Genomic DNA, 26,157 nt, shown 5'->3' with positions numbered 1-26,157 from the left:
GCGCGGTGGCGTTCCTGAAGGTCCGCACGGCAAAACCGTCGGTTTCCAGCAGGAAGCGCAGCGATCCCAGCACGGCGGCATCGTCGTCGACCACGTAGACGGTGGGCTTGGCCGATGGCGCCGTTGGGAGCCGCTGGTGCTGCGAGCCGATCTCGATCATGCTGACTGGCTAGCACAGGTCGGTGCAAGGACCTTGACCTGCCTCAATCCTTGATCAGGCCGGCGCGCATCGCGAGCCGGACCAGTTCCGAGAGGCTGCTCGCCTGCATCTTGGTCATGACATTGGCCCGGTACACCTCGATGGTGCGCGGGCTGATGTCGTATTCGCGGGCGATCAGCTTGTTGGAGAGGCCCGCGATCAGTCCCTCCATGACCTGGCGCTCGCGCGGGCTCAAGGAGGCGACGCGGGCGGCGATGTCCTGGGTGATGGCCTCGTTCTTGGCGGCCGGCTCGGCCCGCTGGATCGCGGATTCGATCATCGTGGTGAGGCGGTCATCCTCGAACGGCTTCTCGAGAAAGTCGATGGCGCCGAGCTTCATCGCCTCGACCGCGAGCGGCACGTCGCCGTGACCGGTCATGATCAGGATCGGAAACGGGCATTGCTGCGCCTTCATCCGCTTCAAGAGCTCGATGCCGTCGAGGCCGGGCATTCGCACGTCGGAGACGACGCAGCCGAAGGCGAGGCCGGGCAGGGCATCGAGGAAGCTCTGCGCGTTGTCGAACAGCGTGACGCCGAAGCCGGCGGAATCCAGCAGGAAGTTCAGCGAATCCCGCATCGCCTCGTCGTCGTCGATGACGTAGATGATTCCCTTGGTCGTCATGGCTCAGGTCTCGTCGGCTGCCGGCAGGGTGAAGCGGAATGTCGCCCCGCCCGATGCGTTGCTCTCGGCCCACATGCGGCCGCCGTGAGCCTCGATGATCGAGCGGCTGATGGACAGTCCCACGCCCATGCCGGTGTCTTTGGTGGTGAAGAAAGTCTGAAACAGGTTTGGAATGACGTCGTCCTGGAAGCCGGAGCCGGTGTCGGACACCTTCACCTCGATCATGTCGTCGGCGGCGCGGGTGTTGGTGACGACGAGCTCGCGCCGCTGCGATTGCGCCATCGCTTCCAGCGCGTTGCGGAACAGGTTGACGAGGACCTGCTGGATCTGCACCCGGTCGGCAAGCACGAGGTCGGCGCCCGGATCGAGACTGAAGCGGAGCTGCACGTTCTGCTCGCGCGCGCCGGCAAGCCCGAGCGCGCCGGCCTCCTCGATCAGCTTGGAGAAGCTCTCGACCCGCTTCTCGGATTCGCCGCGGGAGACGAAATCGCGTAAGCGCCGGATGATCTGGCCGGCGCGCAGCGCCTGTTCCGCCGCGCGGTCGAGCGCGCTTTCGATCTTCGGCGCATTCGGATCGTGGCTGCCGGCGAGCAGCCGCCGCGAGCCCTTCATGTAATTGCTGATCGCCGCCAGCGGCTGGTTGATCTCATGAGCGAGCGCCGAGGCCATTTCGCCCATCGCGGTCAGCCGCGAGACATGGACGAGCTCGGACTGCAATTCCTGGAGCCGCGCCTGGGTCTGCTGATGCTCGGTCAGGTCGCGGACGAAACCGGTGAAATAGGGCTCGCCGCCCGACTGCATCTCGCCGATCGACAGGTGCATCGGAAAGGTCGTTCCGTCACGGCGCCTGCCGGTCACGATGCGGCCGATGCCGATGATGTGCGGATCGCTCGTGGTGCGGTAGCGGGCGATGTAGCTGTCGTGGCGGGAGCGATCGGGCTCCGGCATCAGGATGCTGACGTTCTGGCCGATCGCCTCGTGCTCCGACCAGCCGAACAGGCGCTCGGCGGCCGAGCTGAAGAGCTGGATGACGCCGTGGCCGTCGATGACGATCATGGCATCGGGAATCGTCTGGAGGATCGAGCGAAGGTGGCTCTCGCGCGTGCGCAGGGCTTGCTCAACCTGCTTCTCCTCGTCGATGTCCAGAAAGATGCCGCTGAGATGACGGGCGGAGCCGGCTTCATCGCGAATGAGTCCCGCCCGGGCGCGGATCCACTGTCCTCTGCCGGAGGCGCCGGCGACCCTGAAGGACACGTCGAAACCGCCGCCGCTTTCGGAAACATGTCGGATCGCGCTCTCGACCCGCTGGCGGTCCTTCGGCTCCAGATGGGACAGGAATAGCTCGTAGCTCAGCGGTTGGTCCCGTTCGATTCCGAACAGGCTCCTGGCGGTGTCCGACCAGTCCAGCTCCCGCGTCTCGAGGTCGAGATCCCAGGTGCCGACGCCGAATCCTTCGATCCGGACCCGGAAATGCTCGCCCCGACCGTCGTCCTGCGGATGCGTTACACGGGTCGGCGACAAAGCTGGGGCTCCCAATCCTATGCGGCGGCCCGGATGCCGTTACCGCCGCGGCAATGTTGCCCAAGGCCAAGCCGGAGGCAAGTTCGCTCGTCTGCATCCTTTGACGATTTCCCCGAATCGGGCGGCAGGCAGTTTGATCTATCTCATCCTGCCGACGTGCGGCAGGCCTACAATTCCACGAAGCTTCATTGCACCGGAGAGTCCCGATGACATACGCGACCGTGATGGTCAGCCTCGCGCTCGATCAGCCCAACGAGGCGCGTCTCCAGGTCGCGGGCGAGCTCGCCGAACGGTTTGAGGCCGCCATTGTCGGCGTTGCTGCGGCGCAGTTCGCACCGCCGCTCTATTTCAGCGACGGCGCCGCGGCGCAGAGCCTGATCGACCAGGGTGAAGCCTCCGTCAAGCGACGCCTGGCCGAACTGGAGGCGCAATTCCGCGCCGCGATCAGGAATCGCGGCGGACATGTGGAGTGGCGCAGCGCCATGGATTTCCCGGCGCGCTTTACGCTCACCCAGGCGCGTTGCGCCGACATCATCGTCGCCGGCGGGCAGAGCCCGGCCTTCTCCGACGCCTTCGCGCTCGCAAGCCCGAAGGATCTGGTGATGCAGGCCGGCCGGCCGATCCTGGTCGTGCCAGACGGCGTCAACTGGCTCGATCTGCGGAGCGTCCTCGTGGCGTGGAAGGATACGCCGGAAGCGCGGCGGGCGCTGGCCGATGCGCTGCCGCTGCTGCGCAAGGCCAGGGATGTCGCCGTCGTCGCGATTCCGGAGGGCGACGACGATCGCCCCGCCGCGGTCGCCGGCGTGACCGACGCGACGGCGTGGCTTGCCCGCCAGGGCGTTACCGCGACCGCGCGCGTTTCCGAAGCGGCGCGCAACGAAACCGCTGCCGCGCGATTGGAGAAGGTCGCCGGCGATGTCGGCGCGGGCCTGATCGTTGCCGGCGCCTATGGTCATTCGCGGTTTCGCGAGTTGATACTGGGTGGCGTCACCCAGTATCTGGTCACTCAATCCGCGCGCTGCGTGCTGCTGTCGCACTGACGGCCGGCCAGACGCGAAATCGAGGAGGGCGCACCGTGTACAAGTTTATCGAGCAGACCGTCGACGGCTACATGACGCGCAACGTCCGGACGGTGAGGCGCGATCTCGACATGCTCGCGCTCAGCGAGATGTTCGAGCAGGACGATTTCAACTCCTATCCGGTCGAGGACGACGGGCAGGTCGTCGGCATCGTCACCAAGTTCGACATCCTGAAGTGCTTTGCCTTCACGCCGAGCCAGATGCTGCCGCGCTATCACGACCTGATGCGCCGCAAGGTTGGCGACGTCATGACGCCCGAGTTCATCTATGTCAGCCCGGATACGAGGTTGACCCGCGTCCTCCAGATCATGGTCGAGCACCGCATCAGGAGCATCGTCGTGCTCGACGGCGCGCAAAAGCTGGTCGGAATTATCGCCCGCGAGGATGTCATCGCGGCACTCAAGGCGACCGCGCGCGACTGACACGGTGGCTGCAAATCCCGCGATCTCGGCCCCCGTGGTTTCACGGAGGCTGCTGCTTTTTCTTCCCTTCTCCCCTTGTGGGAGAGGGCACTGCAACTGGCAGCGTCGCATCACTGACATCACCAGAAATTCAGTCAGCTTGATTTCAATCAATTCCCCGCGAGGGTGAATGTGGTTTCTGTCGGCGTGTTCTTTCGAAAGAGAAACCGCGATGCAGCAGCCCTCCATCTCCAAATCCATGACCATCGGTGAAAGCGGCCTGGCGCTCGTGTTCGCGGTCACCGCCTTTCTCTGCGTGATCGCCTCGGCCAAGGCGCTCGATGCACCCTTCGCCTTCCACGCCGCCCTCAGCGCCGTGGCGAGCCTGGCTGTGGTCTTTGGCATCGTCAACCGCTACTTCGACCGCCCGGCGGAGTTGCCGCCCGCGGAGATCAACGGCCGCCCCAACTACAACATGGGCCCGATCAAGTTCTCCGCCGTCATGGCGATGTTCTGGGGCATCGCCGGCTTCCTCGTCGGCCTCATCATCGCCTCGCAACTGGCGTGGCCCGCGCTGAACTTCGATCTGCCCTGGATCAGTTTCGGCCGCCTGCGTCCTCTGCACACCTCCGCGGTGATCTTCGCCTTCGGCGGCAACGTGCTGATCGCGACATCCTTCTACGTCGTGCAGAAGTCCTGCCGCGTGCGCCTTGCCGGCGACCTCGCGCCCTGGTTCGTCGTGGTCGGCTACAATTTCTTCATCCTGGTCGCGGGCACCGGCTATCTGCTCGGCGTCACCCAGTCGAAGGAATATGCCGAGCCGGAATGGTACGCCGATCTCTGGCTGACCATCGTCTGGGTGGTCTATCTGCTCGTCTTCCTCGCCACCATCATCAAGCGCAAGGAACCGCACATCTTCGTCGCGAACTGGTTCTATCTGGCCTTCATCGTGACGATCGCGGTGCTGCATCTCGGCAACAACCCGGCGCTTCCCGTCTCGGTGTTCGGCTCGAAGTCCTACGTCGCGTGGGGCGGCATCCAGGATGCGATGTTCCAGTGGTGGTACGGCCATAACGCGGTCGGCTTCTTCCTGACCGCCGGCTTCCTCGCCATCATGTACTACTTCATCCCCAAGCGCGCCGAGCGGCCGATCTATTCCTACCGCCTGTCGATCATCCACTTCTGGGCGCTGATCTTCCTCTACATCTGGGCAGGTCCGCACCATCTGCACTACACGGCGCTGCCCGACTGGACGCAGACGCTCGGCATGACCTTCTCGATCATGCTGTGGATGCCCTCCTGGGGCGGCATGATCAACGGCCTGATGACGCTGTCGGGTGCCTGGGACAAGCTGCGCACCGACCCCGTGCTGCGCATGCTCGTCGTCTCCGTCGCCTTCTACGGCATGTCGACCTTCGAAGGCCCGATGATGTCGATCAAGGTGGTCAACTCGCTCAGCCACTACACCGACTGGACCATCGGCCACGTGCACTCCGGTGCGCTCGGCTGGGTCGGCTTCGTCTCCTTCGGCGCGCTCTATTGCCTGGTGCCGTGGGCCTGGAATCGCAAGGGCCTCTACAGCCTGAAGCTCGTCAACTGGCACTTCTGGGTCGCGACCCTCGGCATCGTGCTCTACATCTCGGCGATGTGGGTGTCCGGCATCCTCCAGGGCCTGATGTGGCGCGCCTACACCTCGCTCGGCTTCCTCGAATACTCCTTCATCGAGACCGTCGAGGCGATGCATCCCTTCTACGTCATCCGGGCTGCCGGTGGCGGGCTGTTCCTGATCGGCGCGCTGATCATGGCCTACAATCTCTGGATGACCGTCCGCGTCGGCGAAGCGGAAGTCCAGATGCCCGTCGCTCTTCAGCCGGCGGAATGAGGAGCTCAAGCAATGTCGTTCTGGACGCGTCACCAAGTCTTCGAAAAGAACTCGATCATCCTGATCGTCGGCATCCTGCTGGTGATCGCGATCGGCGGCCTCGTCGAGATCACCCCGCTGTTCTACCTCAAGAGCACGATCGAGGCGGTCGACGGCGTCAGGCCGTACACACCGCTGGAGCTCGCGGGCCGCAACGTCTACGTCCGCGAGGGCTGTTATCTCTGCCATTCGCAGATGATCCGGCCGCTGCGCGACGAGGTCGAGCGCTACGGCCACTTCTCGCTGGCCGCCGAGAGCATGTTCGACCACCCGTTCCAGTGGGGCTCGAAGCGCACCGGTCCGGACCTTGCCCGCGTCGGCGCCAAGTATTCCGACGACTGGCACGTCACCCATCTGACCAACCCGCGCGCGATCGTGCCGCAGTCGGTGATGCCGGGCTATCCGTTCCTCAGCGCAACCGAAGTGGATCCGGACACGATCGCCGACCACATGCGTACGCTCCGGACCGTCGGCGTGCCCTACACGGACGACCAGATCGCCAACGCGGGCGCCGATCTGAAGGCCCAGGCCGATCCGGACAATGCCGGCTCCGACGCCTTCAGCAAGCGCTACGCCAAGGCCGTCGTGCGCAACTTCGACGGCAAGACCGGTACGCCGACCGAGATGGACGCGCTGATCGCGTACCTGCAGATGCTCGGCACGCTGGTCGACTTCAAGATCTACAACGAGAAAGCCAATCTTCGCTGAGAAGGCATCAACGATGAAAGCCATCCTGACACTCGACAATCTCGCGTCCGGTCTCGTGACCACGATCTGGACGCCGGTGTTCGTCGCGATCTTTCTCGCGATCATCGCCTACGCATTTTGGCCCCGTAACAAGGCTGCGTTCGACGAAGCAGCACACCTGCCGTTGCGGGAGGAGTGAGAGACCATGACCGATCATAGCGAATTCGATTCTGTTTCCGGCAAGACGACGACCGGACATGAGTGGGACGGCATCAAGGAGCTCAACACGCCGCTGCCGCGCTGGTGGGTGATCAGCTTCTATCTCACCATCATCTGGTCGATCGGCTACTTGATCGTCTATCCGGCCTGGCCGCTGATTTCGAGCAATACGACCGGGCTGCTCGGCTACTCGACGCGCGCCAGCCTCGCAGTAGAGCTCGCCAATCTCGAGGCGCTCCGCGGTGAGAAGATGGCGGCGTTGGCGGCGGCGCCGCTCGCAGACATCGAGAAGGATCCGGCCCTGCTGGCGCTTGCGCGCGCCAAGGGCAAGACCGTGTTCGGCGACAATTGCGCGCCGTGCCACGGCTCCGGCGGTGCCGGCGCCAAGGGCTTCCCGAACCTGAACGACGACGACTGGCTGTGGGGCGGCACGCTCGACCAGATCATGCAGACCATCCAGTTCGGCGTACGCTCCGGTCATGCCAAGACGCACGAGGGCCAGATGCTCGCCTTCGGCAAGGACGGCGTGCTGAAGGGCGACGAGATCGTCACGGTCGCCAATTACGTGCGGTCGCTGTCGGGGCTGCCGACCCGGGCGGGCTACGACAAGGCCAAGGGCGAGAAGATCTTCGTCGAGAATTGCGTCGCCTGCCACGGTGATGGCGGCAAGGGCAACCTGGAGATGGGCGCGCCTGATCTGACCGACAAGATCTGGCTCTATGGCTCGGACGAGGCCGCCCTGATCGAGACCATCAGCCAGGGCCGCGCCGGCGTCATGCCGGCCTGGGAAGGGCGGCTCGATCCCGCCACCATCAAGGCGATGGCGGTCTACGTCCACTCGCTGGGCGGTGGAAAATAGCTGATCAGCAGCGAACGGGGGCGAACAAAAGTGCCCCCGTTTGAGCTGGATCAACTGAAGCAGCGACGTCGGGTCTAGGTTCAATCGCACCCCCTCGAGAAGTTTCAGGTGATGAACAAGACCGTGAACCCGAAAGACCTCACATCGGACGATGACGTCGGGCCCCTCTACGCAGCCCGGACGAAGGTCTATCCCCAGAGCGTCTCCGGCACGTTTCGCCGGATCAAATGGGGCCTGATGGCGTTCTGCCTCGGCGTTTACTACTTCCTGCCCTTCGTGCGCTGGAATCGCGGCCTCGGTGCGCCCAGCCAGGCGGTGCTGATCGACCTGCCCAACAGCCGCTTCTATTTCTTCTTCATCGAGCTGTGGCCGCAGGAGGTCTATTACTTCACCGGCCTCCTGATCATCGCCGCGGTGGCGCTGTTCCTGATGAACTCGGTCGGCGGCCGCATCTGGTGCGGCTATCTCTGTCCGCAGACGGTGTGGACCGACCTGTTCTATGCCGTCGAACGGCTGGTCGAGGGCGACCGCCGCGCGCGGATGAAGAAGGACGCCTCGTCCGACCCGATGAAGCTCGAGCGCATCTCCGAGATCGTGCTCAAGCATTCGATCTGGCTCTTGATCGCGTGGTGGACCGGTGGCGCCTGGGTGCTCTATTTCAACGATGCGCCGACCCTGGTGAAGGAGCTCGTCACCTTCCAGGGGCCGATGATCGCCTATGCCTGGATTGGCATCCTCACCGCGACGACCTATGTGCTCGCCGGCTACATGCGCGAGCAGGTCTGCACCTATATGTGCCCGTGGCCGCGCATCCAGGCGGCACTCACCGACGAATGGKCGCTCAACGTCACCTATCGCTATGACCGCGGCGAGAAGCGCACCTCGGTCAAGAAGGCCGCCGAGCTGCGTTCGCTCGGGCAGCCAGTCGGCGATTGCGTCGATTGCTACCAGTGCGTCGCGGTCTGTCCGACCGGCATCGACATCCGCAACGGGCCGCAGCTCGAATGCATCCAGTGCGGGCTCTGCATCGACGCCTGCGACAACGTGATGACCAAGATCGGCCGGCCGAAGCGGCTGATCGGCTACGACAACGACATCAACATCCAGCGCCGCCAGGAAGGCAAGGCGCCGGTCTATCGGATCGTCCGTCCCCGCACCATCGTCTATAGCGCGATCATCGCGGCCGTCGGCGGCATCATGCTCTATACGCTGGCGACGCRCAGCCTGCTCGACGTCAACGTGCTGCACGACCGCAATCCGGTCGCGGTCCGGCTCAGCGACGGCTCGATCCGGAACGCCTACACCGTCCGTCTCCTGAACAAGAGCGGCTACGACCGCGTCGTCGCGATCGACGCGAACGGTCCGGCCAACGCGACGATCCATGTCGTCGGTGTCGATTCGGTGACGCCGGACCGGCCGATGATCGTGATCCCCCGTGATTCCACCAGCGAGCTTCGGCTGCTCGTGACCGCGCCCGCGGACGGCAATCCGGAGAAGTCGATTCCGGTCCGCTTCCACGTCACCGATATCGGGCTCGGCGAGGTCGCTTCCGCCACCGACAATTTCGTCTCGCCGTGAGATCAGGAGACCGCCATGGCATCCGCACCCAGGCCGCTGACCGGAACCAAAGTCTTCCTGATGCTGGTCGCCTTTTTCGGCGTCGTGATCGGCGTCAACGTGACCATGATGAAGCTCGCGATCGCGACGCTGCCCGGCACCGACGTCGACAGCCCCTATGCCGCAGGCCTCACCTATGACCGGGAGATTTCGGCGGCGCAGGACCAGGCCGCGCGCAAATGGCAGGTCAACGCCCATATCGAGCGGCGTGCCGACGGCGGCGCCACGCTCCAGGTCGAGGCGCGCGATGCAAGCGGCCGGCCCGTGACCGGCCTCAAGTTCGGCGGCCGCCTGGAGCGGCCGACCGACAAGCGCGCCGACCTCGCGGTCGAGCTCGCCGAGGCCGGCATAGGCATCTATCGCGGCAATGCCGCTTCGGTCACGCCCGGTCAGTGGGATCTGGTGATCGAGGGCGAGGCGCGGGGGATGCGCGTCTTCCTGTCGCGCAACCGCGTCGTCCTGAACTGAAGGAATTCGGCATGCACGTCACGCGGGATTTCTCGCACTACGTCCGGACCGCCGGCGACGGCGTCCAGCACATCGATCTCGCGGTCGAGGGCGTTCACTGCGCCGGCTGCATGGCCAAGATCGAGCGCGGACTCTCCGCCATTCCCGACGTCACGCTGGCGCGTGTGAACCTCACCGACCGGCGCGTCGCGCTGGAATGGAAGGCGGGCACGCTCGATCCGGCCCGCTTCATCGATCGCCTCGATGAGCTCGGCTACAAGGCCTATCCTTACGAGACCGAGAGCGCGGAGGCGGCCGAGGTCGCGGAATCGCGCTTCCTGCTGCGCTGCCTCGGCGTTGCGGCCTTCGCCACCATGAACGTGATGATGCTGTCGATCCCGGTGTGGTCGGGCAACGTCTCGGACATGCTGCCGGAGCAGCGCGATTTCTTCCACTGGCTGTCGGCGCTGATCGCGCTGCCGGCGGCGGCCTATGCGGGCCAGCCGTTCTTCCGCTCGGCCTGGCGCGCGCTGTCGAACAAGACCACCAACATGGACGTGCCGATCTCGATCGGTGTGTGCCTTGCGCTCGGCATGTCCGTGGTCGAAACCATCCACCACGCCGAGCACGCCTATTTCGACGCCGCGATCATGCTGCTCACGTTTCTTTTGGTCGGCCGCTTCCTCGACCAGAACATGCGGCGGCGGACCCGCGCGGTCGCGGGCAATCTCGCCGCGCTGAAGGCGGAGACGGCGGCCAAGTTCGTCGGCCCTGACGAGATCTCGCAGGTGCCGGTGGCGGCAATTCATCCCGGCGACATCGTGCTGTTGCGGCCCGGCGAGCGCTGCGCGGTCGACGGCACCGTGATCGAGGGGCGTTCAGAGATCGATCAGAGCCTAATCACCGGCGAGACGCTCTATGTCACGGCGGGGCAGGGCACGCCTGTCTATGCTGGCTCCATGAACATCTCCGGCACGCTGCGGGTGCGGGTCTCGGCCGCGTCGGAGGCGACGCTGCTCGCCGAGATCACGCGGCTGCTCGACCACGCGCTCCAGGCCCGCTCGCGCTACATGCGGCTCGCCGACCGCGCCTCGCGGCTCTACGCGCCGGTGGTGCACGCGACCGCGCTCCTCACCATTCTCGGCTGGGTCATCGCCGGCGCTACATGGCATGATGCGATCGTCACCGGCGTTGCGGTCCTGATCATCACCTGTCCCTGTGCGCTCGGGCTTGCGATTCCGACGGTGCAGACCGTGGCCTCCGGCGCGATGTTCAAGGCGGGCGTGCTGCTCAATTCCGGCGATGCGATCGAGCGGCTGGCGGAAGCCGACCACGTCATCTTCGACAAGACCGGCACGCTGACGCTGCCCGATCTCGAAGTGATGAACGCGGCTGACATTCCCGCCGACATCTTCGAACTGGCCGGGCGGCTCGCGCTGTCGAGCCATCATCCGGTCGCCGCCGCGGTGGCACAGGCCGCCGGCGCCAGGTCGCCGATCGTCGGTGCGGTCGAGGAGGCCGGGCAGGGCGTGCGCGCAGTCGCCGACGGCATCGAGATCCGCCTTGGCCGTCCGTCCTTCTGCGGCGCCGAGGCGCTGGTCGGCGGCGCCACGCTCGATCCTGAAGCGTCGGTCGTGGCTTTCAGCAAGGGAGCCGAAAAATTCATCCTCTCGGTGCGTCAGGGCCTGCGTCCGGATGCCCAGGCCGTGATCGCGGCGCTGAAGGCGCGGGGCATCGGCATCGAGATCCTCTCCGGCGACCGCGAGCCGGCGGTGAAGGCCGCGGCCCACGCGCTCTCCATTCCCGAATGGCGCGCCGGCGTCACGCCGGCCGACAAGATCGCGCGGATCGAGGAATTGAAGCGGCGCGGTGCAAGAGTGCTGATGGTCGGCGACGGCATGAACGATGCGCCCTCGCTGGCGGCGGCCCATGTCTCGATGTCGCCGATCTCGGCCGCGCATCTCAGCCAGGCCACCGCCGATCTCGTCTTCCTCGGCCGGCCGCTGGCGCCCGTCGTCGCCGCGATCGATTCCGCGCGCAAGGCGCTGCACCTGATGCGGGAGAACCTCTGGCTTGCCATCGGCTATAACGTCCTCGCGGTGCCGGTCGCAATCAGCGGCGTCGTGACGCCCCTGATTGCCGCCGCCGCCATGAGCGGATCGTCGATCCTGGTCATGCTGAATTCGCTGCGCGCACGCAGCGCCTCGCGGGAGATCATGTGATGGAAATCCTGGTCATCCTGGTTCCGCTGGCRCTGATGTTGGGAGGCGCCGGCCTCGTCGCCTTCCTCTGGTCGCTCAGAAGCGGCCAGTACGACGATCTCGACGGCGCCGCCTGGCGCGCGATCGCCGACGACGAACCGCCGCAGGAAGCCCCGGTCAAGCGCTAGCGCTTGAGGGCGAATGTGAGCAAGGCTGCGGCCGCGAGGGCCACGCCGACACCGGCGACGCAGGCGTGCCAGCCGAAGCTGTCGAACAGCCGCCCGAGCACGGCCGTGCCGACGAGCCCGCCAAAGAAGTAACAGGCAAGATAGGTCCCGCTGGCGACGCCGCGGTTGTCGGTGGCGGCTTGCCCGACGAAACCGGTCGCGGCCGCCTGCGCGAAGAATGTGCCGACACCAACCAGGACCATGCCGGTGAGCACTTCGCCCAGATGCGGCGCCAGCATCAGCGGCAGGCCCAGTCCGGCCACAGCGAGCGAGCCCCATATCGTCGGCCGCGTCCCGAGCCGCGATGCCACCCTGCCGGCGAGCAACGTCGTGACGACCGACGGCAGGAAGACGAAATAGACGAGGCCCAGATCCATCATGCCGAGCGACAGCGGCGGTCGGACCAGCACGAAATTGACGAATGTGAACGTGCCGATGAAGGCGAATAGGATGCAGAAGCCGATGCCGTAGGCGGCGCGCAGCCGCGGATTGCGCCAATGCGCGATCATGGCGACAAGCGGTGGGCCCGCCGGCGTCATGGCGTGCATCGGCTGCGCGCGTCGGATGGTGAAATAGACCAGCGCCGCGCCGGCGAGGTTGAGCGTCGCGAAGAAATAGAAGTTCCAGGCGAGGCCAAGGCCGTCGGCGACCGCCGCCGAGATCAGCCGGCCGACAAGGTTGCTGGCGACATTGCCGGTGATGTACGCGGCAAACGCGCCGCCGGCGTCCATCGCGCTGCATTGCTCGCCGAGATAGGCGAGGGTGAGCGCGAAGGCGGATGCCATGCACAGGCCCTGCGCGATCCGCAAGGCGGTGAAGACCGCAAGATTGGGCGCGATCGCCAGCAGCCCCGTGGGGACCGCCAGCAGTGTGAGGCTGAGCAGAATGCCGGTCCGCCGGTTGATGCGCGGGCTGAAGAAGCCGACGACGAGGCTAGCCGTCGCCATGCCGAAGGTGCTGGCGTTGACGGCAAAGCCCATCGCTGMCGGCGTGACGCCGTAATGGCGCGTCAGCGATGGCAGGATCGCCTGCGTCGCGAAGAGATCGACGACGGTCAGGAAGGCGGTGAGGCCGATGACGAGCGAACGAAGCGCAAGGCCCGGGGAATGCTCATCCGTCATCATCGCGGTCGGTTTGATCGACGCGGAAAGATCGGTCATGGCTCGGCTCTCCGTTGATCTGTCATTCCGGGCTGGTGCGCAAGCACCAGACCCGGAATCTCGAGATTCCGGGTTCGCTTCGCGCCCCGGAACGACGGCCTGTTCAAGCGCCCGTTACATGTGATGATCGTTGGGGTCCCTGCGGACGTCGCCGACATAGAGAACGACCGTCTCCTTGCCGAGGTTCTTCCACCAATGCGAGGTGCCTGATACCTCGGGGCGGATGTCGCCGGCCTTGTGCACGATCGGATCGACGCAGTTGGAGGCGTATTCGACGATCTCGCCCTGCTGCACGAAGATCAGAGCAGGGCGATCGTCGTGGCTGTGCCAGGGCACGATGCCGCCGGGCTCGATGGTGAGCTTGCGGAAGCGCAGCTCGCGACCCTCGATATGCGCCGGCTGCTTGCCGAGATCGATGGCGCCGAGCGTGACGTCGGTGACACCGACCGGCTTGTAATCGACCATCTGACGCGCATTGGGCTTCATCTTCTCGGCGGGGCATTCGCCCGCGAGGGCCGGCTGTGCTGCAAAGGGCAGCATGCCGAGAACGGCAAGGCCGGGCCAGACCAGGCGCGACAATATGTGATGCCTAGACATGGGGAAGTCTCCTCTGTTGGCCGCAACCTCGCTGGTCGCCGGCTATGGCAGGAGCTTCGTCGAGAGCGAGCCCGTCCTGAAATGCCGTTTCGCTTTCGGTGCGATAGCCCCGCGCTATGTCGATGCGCGGCGGCTATCGAACCGATTGGGCAACGGCATTTCCGCTTTCGGGATATCCGGCGTCCGATGGTGGGGCGCCCGATTGGCGACAGCCGCCCCTTGCGGGCGGCCGGACCAGGAACCTAATATTCGTCCTTCGAACGCCGGAGCGGAAGATGACGTCTCTCTCACCAGCAGATGCCGAGCAGCTCAAGCTTGCCTTCCAGCGCTGCCGCGAGATGGAGGGAACGCTGAACGAGCAGCTCCTCGCGTATGCCGACGCAAGCCGCCAGGTGTTTCCGGCCTATGGCGAGGCGGTCGATCGCCTGGTGGCGCGATTGAACGGGAACGGCGGCGGGGAGAACGCGCCGCGTCCGGGCGATGTGATGCCGCCATTCATGCTGCCTGACGAGGGCGGGCGTCTCGTGACGCTGCCCGCGCTGCTGGCGCAAGGCCCCGTCGTGGTGATGTTCTTCCGCGGCCACTGGTGTCCCTATTGCCGGCTCAATGTCCGCGCCGTGGTCCAGGCGCAGGACCGCGTCGAGGCGATGGGTGCGCAGATCGTTGCGATCATGCCGGAGACGCAGGAATACACTAGCCAGCTCAAGGCTGATTCCGGTGCGCCATTTCGGATCCTGACCGATCTCGACAATGGCTATGCGCTGTCGCTCAATCTCGCGATCTGGCTCGGCGCCGAGATCCAGAGACTGTTGTCCTATCAGGACATGGCGAAATTCCACGGCAATGACGGCTGGATGCTGCCGATCCCGGCGGTGTTCGTGGTCGGCCGCGACGGCATCGTCAAGGCCCGCTTCGTCGATCCCGATTTCCGCAAGCGCATGGAGATCGACGATCTGCTCGAAGCGTTGGAGCGCGCAAGCCGGGAGAAGTGAGGCTGCGCACTTTCGTCCTCCTCCCCTTGCGGGAGAAGGTGGCGCGCGTAGCGCGCCGGATGAGGGGTTTGCTTCCGCGCACTCAGTGCAAGCGAGTCACGAGCGGGGAAGAGCAGCGATCGTTCTCGGCAGCTACCCCGCAATCGCCCGCCAGTCCGCACCGCGCAGCATGCGCATCACGGAATTGGCCACCGCCGTGCGCTGGCGGCCGGCGACGCCATAGAGGCTGACGGTGCGGCGGGCATCGAGGCCGGCAACCGCAGCGCGTTTCAGGCTGTCCGGCACGGGCGAGGTGTGGGGCATCATGGCGATGCCGATATCGGCCTCCACCAGCTCGATCAGGTCGCGTTCGCTCGAAATCTCGTGGCCGTGATCGACATCGATGCCGTGCTCGCGCAGGCTCGCTGCGATGCGCTTGGAATGCTCGCAATAGCTGCGGCCGAGCAATTGTTCCGCGCGCAGGTCGTCCGGCTCGATCGTGTCGTGCTCGGCAAGCCGGTGCCCCCTGCTGACGATGAGATCGAACGCCTCGGTGAACAGCGGCCAGACGTCGAGACGATCCCAGGCCTCGTCGATCTCGGCGGCGATGCCGAGCTCGGCCTCGCCCTTCTTCAGGAATTCACCGACCTCGCGGCTCGTCCCGCGCAGGAAGCGGAATTCGAGCCGGTTGAACTGCCGCCTGATCTCGTTGAGGTGGGGGATAAGCAACGCCAGGTCGACCGAATGCGTCAGCGCAACGCGGAGCGCGCCGACCTCACCACTTTTGAACGAGGAGGCGAGCGAGCGCGCACCGGCGGCGGCGTCATAGCACTGCTTCAGCAGCGGATGCATGCGCTGGCCGAGCTCGGTCAGTTGCGCCGCCGGCCGTTCGCGGCGGAACAGGTCGCCGCCGAGCTCGGCCTCGAGCTGCTTGATCGCGCGTGTCAGCGAGGGCTGCGTCACGTTGCATTCCTCGGCGGCGCGCGTGAAATTCAAGAGCTGCGCCACCGCGAGGAAATAGCGGACCTGGTGCATTTCCATGGATGGGCTCCCGGCAGGATCGGCCGGAAATCTAACCGATCGGGACAGGGAATGATATCCTGGCCGCGATAGCGCGTGCGTATGGTTTCGGAAGCCAATCGGCATTTCCAAAAGACCCGACAATCGCGGAAAATGGCAAGACGTAACAATAGCCTTACGCCTGACGAATGATAACCATAGGCTCGACAGGAGCGAGACATGAACCGCATGCAGGACAACGGGCAACGAAAGAGCATGGACCTGCCGGGTCAGGTCGTCCTCGTGCTGCAGGGCGGCGGGGCGCTTGGCTCCTACCAGGCCGGCGTCTACCAGGCGCTGCACGAGGCCGGCATCGAGCCGGACTGGATCATCGGCACCTCGATCGGCGCCATCAATGCGAGCCTGATCGCGGGCAACGCGCCGGAGCACCGGCTCGCGCGCCTGAGGGAGTTCTGGAAGCGGATGGAGCAGAACCCGGTCTGGAACTGGCGCACTGCGTTTCCCGACTTCAACGAGAAGCTCGCCTATTGGTCGACCGTGACCCACGGCATTCCCGGCTTCTTCCGGCCCAATGCGCTGGCGCATGCCGGGGATTCCTATCCGCTGGGCGCCGATCACGCCGGTTTCTATTCGACCGCGCCGCTGGAGAAGACGCTGAGCGAGCTGGTCGATTTCGACCTCGCCAATCGCTGCGCGCCGCGCCTGACGGTCGGTGCGGCCCATGTCGGCACCAGCGAAATGCGCTATTTCGACAGCCGCGACGGCGAGCTGACGGTGAAACATGTCATGGCCTCGGGCGCATTGCCGCCAGCCTTTCCGGCGGTGCGCATCGACGGCGAGCTCTATTGGGACGGCGGCATCCTGTCGAACACGCCGACGGAGGCCGTATTCGACGACAATCCACGCAGGGATTCGCTGATCTTCTCCGTGCATCTGTGGAATCCCGTCGGCGCCGAGCCGACCACGATGGCGGAGGTCTTGAACCGCCATAAGGACGTGCAGTACTCCAGCCGCATCGCGAGCCAGATCGTGCGACAGCAACAGGCCCATCGCCTGCGTCACGTCATCAACCAGCTCGCCGCGCGTCTGCCCGAGAGCGAGCGCAGCGATCCCGCGGTGAGGGAGCTGATGAGCTACGGCTGTCCGACCCGCATGCACGTCGTGCGGCTGCTGGCGCCGCAGCTCGACCGCGAGACCCATACCAAGGACATCGACTTCAGCCCGTCAGGCATTACGCGGCGCTGGCATGCGGGCTACGCCCACACGAAGTCCGTGCTCGCACGAAAGCCGTGGATCGGCGAATTCGATCCGCTCGCCGGCGTGGTGCTGCACGAGCATATCGACGAGATGCCGATTGCGGCGGAGTAGGCCGCATCCGTCGTTTGTTTCGGGTCGTGACGATGTTGCGGGCGCGCGGTCTGGGCTATTGTCGCGGCGTCTTCGTCGCGAGGCTCGCAATTGGTCGTTGAGAACGATTTGGAAGCTGCCCTCGATCAGGTCCGGGCTGACGCCGCGGGGCCGGTCCCGGGCGTGTTCGGTCCGGCCTCGGTGACCTGGCGGATCGACCGGGAGGCCGTCATCTTCCTCGGCGCCGGCCGTGCGCTGCTGCTGCAACTGGCGCATCCCTGGGTCGCTGCCGCCATCGCGGAGCATTCGCGGACCCTTGCCGATCCGATCGGCCGCTTCCATCGTACCTTCGACATCGTCTTTGCCATGGTGTTCGGCTCGCTCGATCGGGCGATGCTGTCGTCCCGGCAGCTGCACCGGCGCCATACCATGATCGTCGGAGAGATGCCCGAGGCCGTCGGTCCGTTCGCGGCCGGCTCGCGCTACTGCGCCAACGACATCCCGTCGCTGCGCTGGGTTCATGCCACGCTGGTCGAGACCGCGCTGATGGCGCACGACCTGGTCCTGCCGCCGCTCGCGGCCGAGGAGCGCGAGCGCTACTGGAACGAGAGCCGCACCTTCGGCGCCCTGTTCGGATTGACCGGGGATGATTTGCCGGCGGATTGGTCCGGCTTCGCCGCTTACACCGCGGCGATGGCGGGGTCGGAGACGTTGACTGTCAGCCCGGCCGCGCGCGAGATCGCGACACAAATCTTCAACGGCGCGCGTCCGTGGTTGCGTCCGCCGCGATGGTATCGTGCGCTCACGGCAAGCCTGCTGCCGGAGCGCTTGCGCGCAGGCTTCGGGTTCGAACTGGACGAGCGCGATATCAGATCCGCCGACAATGCGATGAAATGGATCAGGCGCGTCTATCCGAGATTGCCGGACAGGCTGCGCTATGTCGGTCCCTACCAGGAAGYGCAGGCGCGGCTGCGAGGAGAGTTGCAGCCGGACTGGATAACCCGCTGCCTCAACCGTGCCTGGATCGGACGGCCGCAGATGGACACGCGCCGCTAAGAAGCGCTCCCGGCGTGTCCCGGACAAGCTGCAACGCGTGAGCATTGCGGCGCAGAGCCGGGACCCAGAGGCCACGGACTCCTGTGCGACATGGGCCCCGGCTCTGCAGCGCATCGCTGAAGAAGCGCTGCGCTGCGTCCGGGGCACGTGAGAAGAGTGAGGCACGCGCTCTCCCCGCAGCGTCATTGCGAGCGCAGCGAAGCAATCCAGACTGTCTCCGCGGAAAGATTCTGGATTGCTTCGCTGCGCTCGCAATGACGGAGTACGTGGAAGCGCCGTCGCTTTCTCACACCGCCGCCAGCTTCCGGTACAGCGCGCTGTAGCAGCTGGCCGAGATGCTCCAGGAGAACGATCGTCCCATGGCGCTGCGGCGCATGGAATCGAGCTGGTCCTGGGCCATGAAGGTCGAGAACGCCCGGCGGACGCCGCCGAGAAGGGACTCGTGCGAGGGTTTTGAGAACAGGAAGCCGGTCTCGCCGTCGGTGATGGTCTCGGCCAAGCCGCCGGTCTGGTGTCCGATCGGCAGCGATCCGAAGCGCTGGGCGTACATCTGGCTGAGCCCGCAAGGCTCGAACCGCGACGGCATCAAGGTAAAGTCGCTGCCGGCGAAGATGCGCCGGGCCTGGGCGTCGTTGAAGCCGATCGCGACCCCGATCGCGTCGGGGCGGCGGCGATGCGCGTCGATCAGCGCCTGCTCGAGCGCCGGCTCGCCGGAGCCGGTGACCACGATCTGCCCGCCGGCATCGATGATCTCGTCGGCCGCCGACAGCACGAGGTCGATGCCCTTCTGGTGCACGAGGCGCGCGACGATGCCGAACATCGGGCCGCGCGACACCGCGAGCCCGAACTGCTTGCGCACATAGTCCGCATTGGCCTTCTTGCCGATCCAGTCGCCGGCGCCGAATTGCTGGGCGAGCTGGGCGCAGGAGCGCGGGTCCCAGCTCTCGTCGATCCCGTTCAGGATGCCGGTGAGCTCGGCGGCGTCGGAGCGCAGCCGCAACAGGCCTTCCAGGCCGCAGCCGAATTCGGAGGTGGTGATCTCCCGCGCATAGGTGCCGCTGACGGTGGTGAGGTGCGAGGCGTAGACCAGTCCGGCCTTGAGGAAGGAGACCTTGTCGTAGAACTCGACGCCGTCGATATGGAAGGAGCTTTCCGGTGCGCCGATCCGCCGCAGCGAGTCCTTCGGGAAGAGTCCCTGATAGGCGAGGTTATGGATGGTCAGGATCGACGGCAGCTTGCTGCCGCGCCAGGCGAGATAAGCCGGCACCAGCGAGGCCTGCCAGTCGTTGGCATGGATCAGGTCTGCTGCCCAATTCTTGTCCAGATTGCCCGCGGCCAGCTCAGCCGCAGCCGAGGCAAAACGCGCGAAGCGGATGTCGTTGTCGGGCCAGTCGCGCCCGGCTTCATCGCCATAGGGGTTRCCGGGACGATCGTAGAGTTGGGAGCACAGCAGCACATAGACCGGCAGACCGTCCTTGGTTGCGGCCCGGCCAAGCGAGCAGGCCGGCATCTCCGCGAACGGCGGACAGCGGCCAACGATCTGAATGTGCGTGAGTTGCTCGATGATGTCGCGATAGCCGGGCAGCATGATCCGGATATCGGCGAAGGGACGAAGGGCTCTCGGAAGCGCAGCAGAAACGGCACCGAGTCCGCCGACGCGGACGAAATCGTCCATCTCTGTCGTGACAAACAAGACCCTCAAGAACAGTCACCCCCTGCCCGAGCCCGTTTGCTGCTATGCAAGAACGGGTCCAGTTGCCCCGCAATTCCAAAGCCCGCCCACAACGCGCGTCCGTTCGGTAAAGACTTTCCTACTCAGCCGCCCCCATCTAGGGTCGGCCAATCAACAACAGAGAACATCGAACGTTCCTGGGGACTCCAAGGATACAGCAAGCATGCAACTAGCAGATAAGCATGAGGGGACGACGACAAAGGCCTTTGCAGGTCTGCGGGTGCTGGATTTTTCGACCACCATTGCCGGTCCCCACTGCGCGCGGATGCTTGCCGACATGGGCGCCGAGGTCATCAAGATCGAGACCGATGGCGGCGAGACGATGCGGACCCGGCCGCCGCTGCGCAAGGGGTGCAGCACCGTGTTCGGCCAGCTCAATGTCGGCAAGAAGAGCGTCGTGCTCGACCTGAAGTCCGAGGACGGCAAGGAGGCGGTCCGCCGGCTGGTCGCGACATCAGACATCCTGGTCGAGAATTTTCGGCCGGGCGTGATGCGCCGGCTGCGGCTGGACTACGACAGCCTGCGTCCGGTCAACCCGAAGCTGATCTACTGCTCGATCTCGGGCTACGGCCAGACCGGGCCCTCGGCGGAGCTGCCGGCCTATGCGCCGGTGATCCATGCCGCCTCCGGCTACGACATGGCGCATCTCGCCTACCAGCCCGGCCGCAACCGTCCCGACTATTGCGGCATCTATCATGCCGACGTCGTCACCGGCACCTACGGTTTTGGCGCGATAGCCTCCGCCCTGTATCAGCGCACCGTGACCGGGTTCGGCCAGCACATCGACGTCTCCATGCTGGAGTCGATGCTGACGCTGACGGTGGTCGAGTTGCAGAGCTCGCAATTCGCGGTGAAGCCGCCGCCGCGCCCGATGTTCGGGCCGACCGAGACGGCGAACGGCTATGTCATGATCACCGTCGCAAGCGAGAAGACGTTTCAGGGATTGATGGGCGTGATCGGCCGCCCCGACTGGATCTCCGACCCGCGCTTCGCGGCCTACGCTGCGCGCCGCGAGAACTGGGCCGACTTGATGGACGGCGTCGAGGCCTGGTCGCGGCAGCTCGCGACCGACGCATGCCTCGTCGCACTCGGCGCGGCCGGTGTGCCGGCCTCCGCCTACCGCACCGTGACCGAGGCGCTGGCCGATCCGCAGCTCGCGCATCGCCAGGCGCTCTCCGAGGTGACGGACGCGGGCGGCTCGTTCCAGGTCCTCAATCTGCCGTTCCGGATGACCGGTGCCGACACCACGCCGGGCCAGACGATGGCCGTGCTCGGCGAGCACACGCGCGAATTGCGCGATGAGGTCGGCCTCGCCGACGGCGCGCCAATTCCGTCAGGCAAAACGGCCGTGCAAGGCTGACGGACGCCTCGTGCGGCAAGCAATGCGGCTTTGCGCGCGGTCGGCTTGCCACCCTCCGCGGGCGTCAACTACACAGGTCCAGGTTTGTCTGGTCCCGCCGCCCGTGGCATGGTGATGCGACAAGAAAAGTATCCGGGAGGACGTCGATGAAGAGTTTCAAGGTCGCCGATTTCAAGGCGCCGCTGAAGGAGTTCGACGAGGCCACGCCGCAGCCCACGGGCACGCAGGTGCTGATCAAGGTGAAGGCGGCCGGCGTCTGCCACAGCGATCTCCACATCTGGGAAGGCGGCTACGATCTCGGCCACGGCCGCAAGCCGCTCTCGCTGAAGGACCGCGGCATCAACCTGCCGCTGACCATGGGCCATGAGACGGTCGGCGAGATCCTTGCCTTCGGCCCGGACGTGAAGCCGACCGACCAGGGCGATCTCAAGCTCGGCGATGCCGGCCTGGTCTATCCCTGGATCGGCTGCGGCAAATGCGCGACCTGTCTTGGCGGCGATGAGAACATGTGCCTGACGCCGCGCTCGCTCGGCGTCTATTGCGACGGCGGCTATGCCGACCACATGCTGGTGCCGCATCCGCGCTATCTGCTCAATCTCAGGGGGCTCGATCCCGCGACGACCGCGCCCTATGCCTGCTCGGGCGTCACCACCTACAGCGCGCTGAAGAAGGTCGAGCAGCATTTCGACACGCCGATCGTGATGTTCGGCGCCGGCGGCCTCGGGCTGATGGCGCTGTCGCTGTTGAAGGCGATGGGCGGCAAGGGCGCGATCATGGTCGATATCGATGCGAAGAAGCGCGAGGCGGCGGAAAAGGCCGGCGCGCTCGCCACCGTCGATCCCAAGGCGCCGGATGCGCTCGAGCAACTCGCCAGGAAGGCGGGCGGGCCGATCCGCGCCGTGATCGATCTGGTCGGCAACGCCGCCACCACGCAGCTCGGCTTCGACTGCCTGACCAAGGGCGGCAAGCTCGTCCTCGTCGGCCTGTTCGGCGGCGGCGCGACCTGGGCGCTGCCGCTGATCCCGATCAAGGCGGTGACGATCCAGGGCAGCTATGTCGGCAATCTGCGCGAGACGCAGGAGCTGCTCGACCTCGTGCGGGCCAAGAAGGTCCCGCCGATCCCGGTGACCGCAGTGCCGCTGAGCCAAGCCAACGACGCGCTGGTGCAATTGCAGCAGGGCGCGGTGGTCGGGCGGACAGTGCTGACGCCGTAAGCTTCGGTCTCTCCTCCGTCATTCCGGGTTCGCCTTACGGCGCCCCGGAATGACATGCCAAACTCTCAGGAAACCCCATGTCCGCAAACAACGCCTTCCATATTGCCGTGCTCGCCGGTGACGGCATCGGTCCCGAGGTCATGGCGCCGGCGCTGGAAGTGCTGCGCAGGATCGAGGCGAAGTCGGACTTGCGGTTCCGCTTCACCGAGGCGCCGGCCGGGGCCACCAACTATCTCGCCACCGGCAAGTCGATGCCGGATACCACCATCAAATTGTGCGAGGAGGCGGATGCGATCCTGCTCGGGGCTTGCGGGCTGCCGTCGGTGCGCTATCCCGACAACACCGAGATCGCGCCGCAGATCGAGCTGCGCTTCATCTTCGATCTCTATGCCGGCGTGCGCCCGGCGCGGCTGATCCCGGGCGTGCCGAGCCCGATCGTCGGTGCCGACCAGCGCGGCATCGATCTCGTCGTGATCCGCGAGTCGACCGAAGGCCTGTTCGCCTCGATGGGCAAGGGTGTCGTCACCCACGATGACGCGCGCGAGACCATGGTGATCACCCGCAAGACCTCCGAGCGCCTGTTCGAGTTCTCGTTTCGCCTCGCCGAACGGCGCAAGGCGCGCGGCAAGCCGGGGATGCTGACCTGCGTCGACAAGGCGAACGTGTTCAAGGCCTTTGCGTTCTTCCGCGGCATTTTTGACGAGATCGAGAAGAAGCATCCGAACGTGAAGACCGATCGTCTCTATGTCGATGCCTGCTCGGCGATGCTGGTGAAGCGGCCCTGGGATTTCGACGTGATGGTGATGGAGAACATGTTCGGCGACATCGTCTCCGATATCACCGCGAGCCTGATCGGGGGCCTCGGCATGGCGCCGTCGGCCGACATCGGCGACAAATACGCCGTGTTCCAGCCCTGCCACGGCACCGCGCCCGACATCATGGGGCAGGGCAAGGCCAATCCGACCGGCATGATCCTGTCGGCCGCGATGATGCTGGACTGGCTCGCCGACAAGCACGGCGTCGAGGGCGCCGCCGAGGCCGGCGAGAAGATCGAGCGCGCGGTGGATCAGGTCTATGCCGGCGGCATCAAGCCGATGGAGTTCGGCGGCAGCAACGGCACGGCGGATATTACCAAAGCGGTGATCGCGGCGCTGTAGTGGATTGCCTCGCCTCTCCCCGCTTGCGGGAGAGGCCGGAATTCGCGCGAAGCGCGGATTCCGGGTGAGGGGGAGCCTCCGCGAATCCATCTGTCACTATTTTTGCGGAAGCAGCCCCTCATCCCACCCCTCTCCCCGTAAGAACGGGGCGAGGGAGCGCACCATCGCGTGGCTCGCGAGGGCTTGGAAGACCACGAGCAAGCCGGTCCCGGAACGCTATCAACGCCTCCGGACAGGGTTTATTGGCGCTGTATCGGGCCAACTTGCCAACATATCCGGAATTTCCGGACCTTTTGGGCCGCAATCAGGTACATTCGGCAAGGGGCAGCTTTTGATCAACGGCCGCGAAGGCTGGCAACTACGATCGGAGCTGGCATGTCGAGAGGATTGAACTCTGCGTCAATCAACGAAAGCGTCCTGACGCAGCGCTTGAGCGAGCTTGAGTCTGCGCGAAACTGGCCGCCGCCTGTGCTCCAGGGCCTCGAGCGCTTCATTCGCACCGGCGACGACTACGATCTCTTTCGCATCAACCCTATCAATTACGCGACCGTCAACGGGCTGAGCGAAGCCGATGGAATCGACCTGTTTGTGCACGCCGCCAAGGTCGGCCTGTTCGAGATGCAGTGGCTGCTGATCTGCGCCTATTGCCCGCAGGTCGCAGGCAGCTTTCGCGAACTGGACCAGGTCCATCCACGCTTCCAGTGCGAGTTCTGCAATGCACTGAACGACGTGGCGTTGGACGACTATATCCAGGTTGCCTTTACAGTCTCGGATGCCGTCCGCGACATCGCGTTCCGCCATCCCGAGCAGCTGTCCGTGCAGGACTACTATCTGCGCTACAATTTCTCCCGGGATTTCAGGCCTCCACATGGAATGACGCACGAACAACTCGTCGCGGCGCTCTCACGCGGATTTTCCGATATCGAGGCCGGGCAACGCAGCAGCTTCGAGTTTGACGTGACCGCCGGCCGTTTCGAGGTGCTTGACCTCTGCCATAAGATGCTCCTGATCTTCTTCGCCAACGGTGAGCCGGCGGGACCCCAGGGAACGCAGATTCAACTTGAATCGGGTCGGTTCGTGGTCCCGGACCGATCGATTGGGGCGAGAGACATGATGCTGGGCGATGGACGCTTTGCGTTTCGACGGACGACCGATATCAGCCCGGGCAAGCATACCATCATGATCGAGAACCACACGAGCGAGCGCGGCCGCTTCTGGTTCCTCCAGTATCCTCCCCAGTTCCAGCCTCATCTGGTCGAGTACGAGCCCTTTCTGTCTGGCAAGCGGTTGCTGCTCACCCCGTGCTTCGGCGAACTCTACAAGACGCAGTTGGTGGATGAGCGCGAGAGCCTCGCCGTCTCCGACATGACTTACCTGTTTACGGACCTGAAAGATTCGACGCCGCTGTATGAAAGCGTCGGCGACGTGAATGCCTATTTTCTCGTTCGCCAGCACTTCGACATCTTGAACAAGATCATTCGAGAACGATCCGGCACCATCGTCAAGACGATCGGCGATGCAGTCATGGCCGGATTTGAGCGCCCACAGGACGCCGTCCGTGCCTCCGTCGAGATGATCGAGGAACTGTTGCACTTCAACCAAACCGCTTCACGGCCGCTGGGCCTCAAGGTCGGTGTGCACAGAGGCAGAGCGGTTGCCGTACGGCTCAACGACCGGATCGATTATTTCGGGCAGGACGTGAATATTGCTGCACGCGTGCAGGGCCTGGCCCACGTCAACGAAGTGTGCCTGACCGAAGCTGTCATGGAAGCCCCAGGTGTCGGCGACATCGTCAAAGGACGCCCGGCCTCGCGCGACTACGAGAACTTGAAGGGCATCGGCCAGAAGATGGAAATTCATCGGATTGGAATTGCTCCGGCACGGAGGTGAGCACCCGCTGATGCAGCGCAAGGAGCCGCTGCTTCGCAGCGCAATATCGGCGGGGCCGCCGTAGTTGTACGGGCCGGGAGGTTAGGCCCCAGCCGTTGCGCCTCATCAATCTTTGGCGTCTACTTCACATTGTACTTCATGAGTATTCAGAAGCCTCCATGAGCATCAAAGCCATCATGGCGACGATTCTCCAGAACCAACTGACATCGCGCGGTGTGCATTCGCTGACGCCGTCCGACTACGAAGAGATCGTCGAAGAGTTGATCGAACAGCTCAAAGCGCTGGAGCTTCGCTTGGCCGGGCCAGAAATATCTGGCAAGCACGAGACGTAGCAGCAAGCGGAAAGGTGGAAGGCCGCGTCGTTTAGCGATCAGTTGGGGCCGTCGTGATGCGCCTGCAAAACCTGCCTTTTGATGATTGGCTCGAACACTCATTCGGACGCGAAGTTCGCTTTCAGCAAGCACCTTGGTATTTCGATCCGGCCCATGATTGGTGGGATCCGGCCCCGATGGAAGCGGTGTCTTATCTCACTCGACTGTTTGAAGACCCGGAGCCGGCGTTACAGGGATTTGCCGATAGCCAAGTTGCGCAGGGCTTAACCTACCTCGTGAATACGAGCGCTAGCGGCGATAGCAGATGGCTCTGTTCAATTG

24 protein-coding genes and 2 pseudogenes are annotated in these 26,157 nt (G+C 65.0%); 19 read left to right on the top strand and 7 right to left on the bottom strand.

The window, feature by feature from the left end; genetic code table 11:
- From ACXJL8_RS06890 to fixL, 3 genes and pseudogenes are all read right to left on the bottom strand, one after another.
- Nucleotides 1-160 (bottom strand): annotated as a pseudogene (locus ACXJL8_RS06890) (response regulator); the annotation flags it as partial.
- A 43-nt stretch (nucleotides 161-203) separates the two neighbouring features.
- Nucleotides 204-821: a response regulator FixJ gene (gene fixJ, locus ACXJL8_RS06885; protein ID WP_456621381.1), complete on the bottom strand. Its 618-nt coding sequence runs from the start codon at nucleotides 819-821 to the stop codon at nucleotides 204-206.
- A gap of 3 nt (nucleotides 822-824) precedes the next feature.
- Entirely contained in the window at nucleotides 825-2,342 is a 1,518-nt protein-coding gene (fixL, locus tag ACXJL8_RS06880; RefSeq protein WP_456621382.1) for a sensor protein FixL, read from the bottom strand.
- Between the two features lie 206 nt (nucleotides 2,343-2,548).
- Between fixL and ACXJL8_RS06875 the strand changes: the two genes are divergently transcribed.
- From ACXJL8_RS06875 to ccoS, 10 genes are all read left to right on the top strand, one after another.
- Nucleotides 2,549-3,382, top strand: a complete 834-nt coding sequence (locus tag ACXJL8_RS06875) for a universal stress protein (protein ID WP_456621383.1) — start codon at nucleotides 2,549-2,551, stop codon at nucleotides 3,380-3,382.
- Nucleotides 3,383-3,417: 35 nt separating this feature from the next.
- Nucleotides 3,418-3,843, top strand: a complete 426-nt coding sequence (locus ACXJL8_RS06870; RefSeq protein ID WP_456621384.1) for a CBS domain-containing protein — start codon at nucleotides 3,418-3,420, stop codon at nucleotides 3,841-3,843.
- A gap of 211 nt (nucleotides 3,844-4,054) precedes the next feature.
- Nucleotides 4,055-5,704: a cytochrome-c oxidase, cbb3-type subunit I gene (gene ccoN / locus ACXJL8_RS06865; RefSeq protein WP_456621385.1), complete on the top strand. Its 1,650-nt coding sequence runs from the start codon at nucleotides 4,055-4,057 to the stop codon at nucleotides 5,702-5,704.
- 12 nt (nucleotides 5,705-5,716) lie between these two features.
- Nucleotides 5,717-6,451, top strand: a complete 735-nt coding sequence (gene ccoO / locus ACXJL8_RS06860; protein ID WP_027546562.1) for a cytochrome-c oxidase, cbb3-type subunit II — start codon at nucleotides 5,717-5,719, stop codon at nucleotides 6,449-6,451.
- 13 nt (nucleotides 6,452-6,464) lie between these two features.
- The gene (locus ACXJL8_RS06855; RefSeq protein WP_015687703.1) at nucleotides 6,465-6,629 is read left to right on the top strand and encodes a CcoQ/FixQ family Cbb3-type cytochrome c oxidase assembly chaperone; all 165 of its coding nucleotides are present in this window, start codon (nucleotides 6,465-6,467) and stop codon (nucleotides 6,627-6,629) included.
- A gap of 6 nt (nucleotides 6,630-6,635) precedes the next feature.
- Entirely contained in the window at nucleotides 6,636-7,508 is an 873-nt protein-coding gene (gene ccoP / locus ACXJL8_RS06850; RefSeq protein ID WP_456621386.1) for a cytochrome-c oxidase, cbb3-type subunit III, read from the top strand.
- Between the two features lie 111 nt (nucleotides 7,509-7,619).
- On the top strand, nucleotides 7,620-9,086 hold the full coding sequence (gene ccoG, locus ACXJL8_RS06845; RefSeq protein ID WP_456684776.1) for a cytochrome c oxidase accessory protein CcoG: 1,467 nt from the start codon (nucleotides 7,620-7,622) through the stop codon (nucleotides 9,084-9,086).
- Between the two features lie 15 nt (nucleotides 9,087-9,101).
- Complete coding sequence (locus tag ACXJL8_RS06840; protein WP_456621388.1) at nucleotides 9,102-9,593, top strand: FixH family protein; 492 nt, start codon at nucleotides 9,102-9,104, stop codon at nucleotides 9,591-9,593.
- Between the two features lie 11 nt (nucleotides 9,594-9,604).
- Nucleotides 9,605-11,794 carry a cation-translocating P-type ATPase gene (locus ACXJL8_RS06835; RefSeq protein ID WP_456621389.1) on the top strand — a complete coding sequence of 730 codons (2,190 nt, stop codon included), beginning with the start codon at nucleotides 9,605-9,607 and terminating at the stop codon, nucleotides 11,792-11,794.
- Nucleotides 11,794-11,961, top strand: coding sequence for a cbb3-type cytochrome oxidase assembly protein CcoS (gene ccoS / locus ACXJL8_RS06830; RefSeq protein ID WP_008138466.1), 168 nt, complete (start codon nucleotides 11,794-11,796; stop codon nucleotides 11,959-11,961). Before ACXJL8_RS06835 ends, ccoS begins: the two co-directional genes overlap by 1 nt.
- On the opposite strand, the gene ACXJL8_RS06825 is transcribed toward ccoS, so the two are convergent.
- Nucleotides 11,958-13,160 (bottom strand): MFS transporter, encoded by a 1,203-nt coding sequence (locus ACXJL8_RS06825; protein WP_456684775.1) that lies wholly within the window; start codon nucleotides 13,158-13,160, stop codon nucleotides 11,958-11,960. The genes ccoS and ACXJL8_RS06825 overlap by 4 nt on opposite strands.
- A 114-nt stretch (nucleotides 13,161-13,274) precedes the next feature.
- Entirely contained in the window at nucleotides 13,275-13,757 is a 483-nt protein-coding gene (locus ACXJL8_RS06820; protein ID WP_456621391.1) for a cupin domain-containing protein, read from the bottom strand.
- A gap of 275 nt (nucleotides 13,758-14,032) precedes the next feature.
- On the opposite strand from ACXJL8_RS06820, the gene ACXJL8_RS06815 reads away from it, so the two are divergent.
- A complete protein-coding gene (locus ACXJL8_RS06815) occupies nucleotides 14,033-14,749 on the top strand; it encodes a peroxiredoxin-like family protein (protein WP_456621392.1) in 717 nt (238 codons plus the stop codon).
- A 132-nt stretch (nucleotides 14,750-14,881) separates the two neighbouring features.
- On the opposite strand, the gene ACXJL8_RS06810 is transcribed toward ACXJL8_RS06815, so the two are convergent.
- The gene (locus ACXJL8_RS06810) at nucleotides 14,882-15,769 is read right to left on the bottom strand and encodes a LysR family transcriptional regulator (RefSeq protein WP_456621393.1); all 888 of its coding nucleotides are present in this window, start codon (nucleotides 15,767-15,769) and stop codon (nucleotides 14,882-14,884) included.
- Between the two features lie 198 nt (nucleotides 15,770-15,967).
- Here ACXJL8_RS06810 and ACXJL8_RS06805 point away from each other — a divergent pair, with 198 nt between their 5' ends.
- Together ACXJL8_RS06805 and ACXJL8_RS06800 are read left to right on the top strand one after the other, a co-directional pair.
- Nucleotides 15,968-17,116, top strand: a complete 1,149-nt coding sequence (locus ACXJL8_RS06805; protein WP_456621394.1) for a patatin-like phospholipase family protein — start codon at nucleotides 15,968-15,970, stop codon at nucleotides 17,114-17,116.
- Between the two features lie 90 nt (nucleotides 17,117-17,206).
- Nucleotides 17,207-18,151: an oxygenase MpaB family protein gene (locus ACXJL8_RS06800; RefSeq protein WP_456684774.1), complete on the top strand. Its 945-nt coding sequence runs from the start codon at nucleotides 17,207-17,209 to the stop codon at nucleotides 18,149-18,151.
- A gap of 286 nt (nucleotides 18,152-18,437) precedes the next feature.
- Here ACXJL8_RS06800 and glgA read toward each other — a convergent pair whose 3' ends face one another.
- Nucleotides 18,438-19,853: a glycogen synthase GlgA gene (glgA, locus tag ACXJL8_RS06795; RefSeq protein ID WP_456621396.1), complete on the bottom strand. Its 1,416-nt coding sequence runs from the start codon at nucleotides 19,851-19,853 to the stop codon at nucleotides 18,438-18,440.
- Between the two features lie 193 nt (nucleotides 19,854-20,046).
- Here glgA and ACXJL8_RS06790 point away from each other — a divergent pair, with 193 nt between their 5' ends.
- The 6 genes and pseudogenes from ACXJL8_RS06790 to ACXJL8_RS06765 form a co-directional block, all read left to right on the top strand.
- The gene (locus tag ACXJL8_RS06790; RefSeq protein WP_456621397.1) at nucleotides 20,047-21,243 is read left to right on the top strand and encodes a CaiB/BaiF CoA transferase family protein; all 1,197 of its coding nucleotides are present in this window, start codon (nucleotides 20,047-20,049) and stop codon (nucleotides 21,241-21,243) included.
- A gap of 146 nt (nucleotides 21,244-21,389) precedes the next feature.
- Nucleotides 21,390-22,457 (top strand): alcohol dehydrogenase, encoded by a 1,068-nt coding sequence (locus tag ACXJL8_RS06785; protein ID WP_456621398.1) that lies wholly within the window; start codon nucleotides 21,390-21,392, stop codon nucleotides 22,455-22,457.
- Nucleotides 22,458-22,534: 77 nt separating this feature from the next.
- Nucleotides 22,535-23,614 (top strand): isocitrate/isopropylmalate dehydrogenase family protein, encoded by a 1,080-nt coding sequence (locus ACXJL8_RS06780; RefSeq protein WP_456621399.1) that lies wholly within the window; start codon nucleotides 22,535-22,537, stop codon nucleotides 23,612-23,614.
- A 375-nt stretch (nucleotides 23,615-23,989) separates the two neighbouring features.
- Nucleotides 23,990-25,504, top strand: a complete 1,515-nt coding sequence (locus tag ACXJL8_RS06775) for a DUF5939 domain-containing protein (RefSeq protein WP_456621400.1) — start codon at nucleotides 23,990-23,992, stop codon at nucleotides 25,502-25,504.
- Nucleotides 25,505-25,662: 158 nt separating this feature from the next.
- Complete coding sequence (locus ACXJL8_RS06770) at nucleotides 25,663-25,836, top strand: hypothetical protein (RefSeq protein ID WP_456621401.1); 174 nt, start codon at nucleotides 25,663-25,665, stop codon at nucleotides 25,834-25,836.
- A 56-nt stretch (nucleotides 25,837-25,892) separates the two neighbouring features.
- Nucleotides 25,893-26,157 (top strand): annotated as a pseudogene (locus ACXJL8_RS06765) (hypothetical protein); the annotation flags it as partial.

Source organism: Bradyrhizobium sp. P5_C11_2, assembly GCF_054049755.1.
Note: the sequence above shows the minus strand (reverse complement) of the source record. Positions and strands in the feature narration are given on the sequence as shown.